2 protein-coding genes and 1 pseudogene are annotated in these 3,119 nt (G+C 70.6%); 1 reads left to right on the top strand and 2 read right to left on the bottom strand.

The window, feature by feature from the left end:
• Both ACR2JA_RS18260 and ACR2JA_RS18255 read right to left on the bottom strand, forming a co-directional pair.
• A partial coding sequence (locus ACR2JA_RS18260) for a response regulator (RefSeq protein WP_434010492.1) occupies positions 1–976 on the bottom strand: 976 nt, incomplete at its 3' end.
• A gap of 137 nt (positions 977–1,113) precedes the next feature.
• The gene (locus ACR2JA_RS18255; RefSeq protein WP_434010491.1) at positions 1,114–2,595 is read right to left on the bottom strand and encodes an exopolyphosphatase; all 1,482 of its coding nucleotides are present in this window, start codon (positions 2,593–2,595) and stop codon (positions 1,114–1,116) included.
• A 246-nt stretch (positions 2,596–2,841) separates the two neighbouring features.
• On the opposite strand from ACR2JA_RS18255, the pseudogene ACR2JA_RS18250 reads away from it, so the two are divergent.
• Positions 2,842–3,119, top strand: a pseudogene (locus ACR2JA_RS18250) (hypothetical protein); the annotation flags it as partial.

Here is a 3,119-nt window from a genome sequence, read left to right as displayed (position 1 = left end):
CCGCGCTGGCGTGGCGCTGCAGGGCCATGGCGTCGACCACGGTCTCGCCCACCGGGATGCGCTGCGGGTTGCCGCCCAGGAGGCCATCCATGCGCGTCATGGCCACCGGCCCGCGGTGCAGGGCCACGCCAACCTCGAAGGCCGGCAGCGGCCGTCCCGGAAACTGGCGCTGCACGAAGGCGGCCATGCCGGTCGCGGCCTTGCGCAGGCCCAGCGCGGCCTTGGCGGCGCGCAGGCTGTGCGGGGCGGTGGTGCTGGCGTCGGTGTCGGTGAACACGGCCAGCACCCCTTCGCCCACAAACTGCAGGGCGCTGGCGCCGAACAGGTGCACCGTGTCACCGCTGTGTTCGTAAAACCGCTTGAGCAGCCGGCCCATCTCGTCCGGGCTGAGTTCGGCCAGCCAGGCAGGGTAGTGGCGGATGTCGGCGAACAGCACGGTGGCGTCGGGGTGGCTGGTGCTGTCCTGGCCGCTGGCCTGGCCCGGCCACTGTTCGCTCAGCTCGCGCGCCAGCCGCTTTTCGTATTGCTCCTGCAGCGCCCAGGCCTGTTCTTCCAGCGCTTCGGTCAGCGCCGCCTGCACCTGCAGGGCGCGCACGGCCTGGCGCATGGCCTGGCGGCCGAGCTGGGCGGCCACCGCGTCGATCAGCTCGCGCGGGCGCAGCGGTTTGGTGATGTAGTCGTCCGCGCCCAGGTTCATGCCCTGGCGCATGTCGCGCCGTTCCTGCAGCGAGGTCAGCAGGATGAAGGGCGTCAGGCCCACATCGGCGTGTTCGCGCACGCGCTGCAGCAGCTCGAAGCCGGTCATGCCGGGCATGTTCACGTCGCTCACCACCACGTCGGGCCAGTGTTCGCACACCAGCGACCATGCGCTGATGCCGTCCCCGGCGGGCAATACTTCGTGCCCCTGGTTGCGCAGGGCCACGCTCACCAGCGTGCGCGTCCCGCCGTCGTCTTCTGCCACCACCACCAATGCCATGTTCAACCGCTCTTGTGCTTTTATGTGCGAAACCCACATCCTAGGGTGCCGGACCCCGGATGCCCTCCCTCAGCGGGTCGTGCGGCCCATCGGCGGACCCGCCCAATGTGACGGAATGCCGTCCGGTGTGCACCCGGTCAACGGATGTCGGCCGCCAGTCGCCAGGGCGACTTCTGCCAGGCCAGCACCTCTTCGCCCAGCAGCCAGGCCGATTGCGGGAAGCGTTTGGCCCAGCCATCGGCGGTGGACAGCTTGAACGCGCCGTTCTTGTAGCCCAGGCGGATGGCGGTGTGTTCGGGCATCTGGCGCGCGTGGCACAGCAGCACCGCCAGGCGCAGGCACAGCAGCTGCTTGGCGAACAGCTCGTCGGCCAGGGCCGCCTCCAGCTTGCGCAGCTTGCCGCGCTGGCCCAGCACCAGCTGGCTCATGCGGTGCTGTTCGGGGAACGAAAAGCCCGGCGCGTCCACGTGGTCGAGGATGTAGGCGCCGTGGTGGTACGACCGGTCGTGCGAGATGTGGGTGCCGATCTCGTGCAGCCGCGCGGCCCAGGCCAGCTTCTGCGAATAGCGGCCGTCCGCGTTGTCGGCCGCGATTTGCGCGAACAACGCGGTGGCCACGGTGCGCACCCGATCGGCCTGTTCGCCGTCGATCGAGAACCGCTCGGCCAGCCAGCGCACGGTGCGCTCGCGAACGTCGGTGTCGTTGGTTTCGCGGTCGATCAGGTCGTACAGCGCGCCCTGGCGCAGCGCGCCCTGGGCCGGCAGCATCTGTTCGATGCCGAACAGGTCAAACACCGCGCGAAGCACCGACAGGCCGCCGGCCAGCACGGCGCGGCGCTCTTCCTTGAGGCCATCGAGCCGCAGCACGTCCACGCTGCCGGCCTTGACCACGCGGTCCATCAGCCAGTCCAGCCCGGGGCGGGTCACCACCCCGGCGGCAAAACCGTTGGCGGCCAGGATGTCGGCCACTGCGCCCACCGTGCCGGACGAGCCGTAGGCCAGCTGCCATTCGCTGGCGGGGAAGGTGCCCAGGGCTTCGTCCAGCACCGCCTGCGCCGCGATCTCGGCCGTCTTGAAGCTGGCGCTGCTGCACTGCCCCTTGGGGAAATAACGCGTGGACCAGGCCACGCTGCCCAGCCGGTACGACTCCATGCGCCGCGCTTCGTAGCCCTGGCCCAGGATCATTTCGGTCGAACGCCCGCCAATGTCGACCACCAGGCGCTTCTCGTCGGACTGCGGCAACAGGCGCGAGACGCCCTGATAGATCAGCCGCGCCTCTTCCTGGCCCGACACCACCTCGATGGCAAAGCCCAGGATCTGCTGGGCGCGTTCAAGGAATACGTCGCGGTTGACGGCTTCGCGCAGCGTCTGCGTGGCCACGGCGCGCACCTGGTGCTTCTGGAAGCCGTGCAGCCGTTCGGCAAAACGGGCCAGGCAGTCCCAGCCGCGCTGCATGGCGGCGGCGTTCAGGTTCTTCTGCTCGTCCAGGCCGTTGCCCTGGCGCACGGTTTCCTTGAGGTACTCGACGCGCTCGATGTGGCCCGAATGGAAGCGGCCGATCTCCAGCCGGAAACTGTTGGAGCCGAGGTCGATGGCGGCGAGCAGGGTACCGTTGAGCATGGGGCAGGCGGGTCGCAGGGGCGTGGTGCGCCGGGGGAGGCGGGAGCGCGGATTGTGACGCACGCACATGACACAGGGCCCACGCCGGTGCCGCGGGGGTGGTCAGGGGGGCTGAAAACCCCGCCCGCCTGGGTTACCCTGCTGCACAGGCGCGCCGTGCAGGCCCTTGGGGGCACCTCTGGCGCCACGGCGAGCCCAGCATCGACCCCCGCACCAGACCACAACCCCTGACAACGGAGCCGAACCGTGAACACCCCGACCCCTGACGCCGAACCCACCCTGCCCGCTGGCCAGGCCGTGCCCATGCCCCGACGCCACTGGCTGCTGGCCTCGGCGGGCGCGGCGCTGACGGCCGGCCCCTGGGCGCGTGCGCTGGCACAGCCCGCATCGGCCGCCGCCGAAGAGGCCCTGGCGCCGCCGCTGCCCGCGCTGGGCAGCGCGCTGGCGTTGCCGCGCATTCCCTTGCTGGGTGGCGGCATGTTCGAGCCGGCGCAGGCCGAGGGCCGGCCGCTGCTGGTGTTCTG

It is taken from the genome of Hydrogenophaga sp. (assembly GCF_051007235.1).
Lineage (GTDB): Bacteria > Pseudomonadota > Gammaproteobacteria > Burkholderiales > Burkholderiaceae_C > Hydrogenophaga.
The sequence above is the reverse complement of the archived record's forward strand: the minus strand, read 5'-3'. Positions and strand labels throughout refer to the sequence as shown.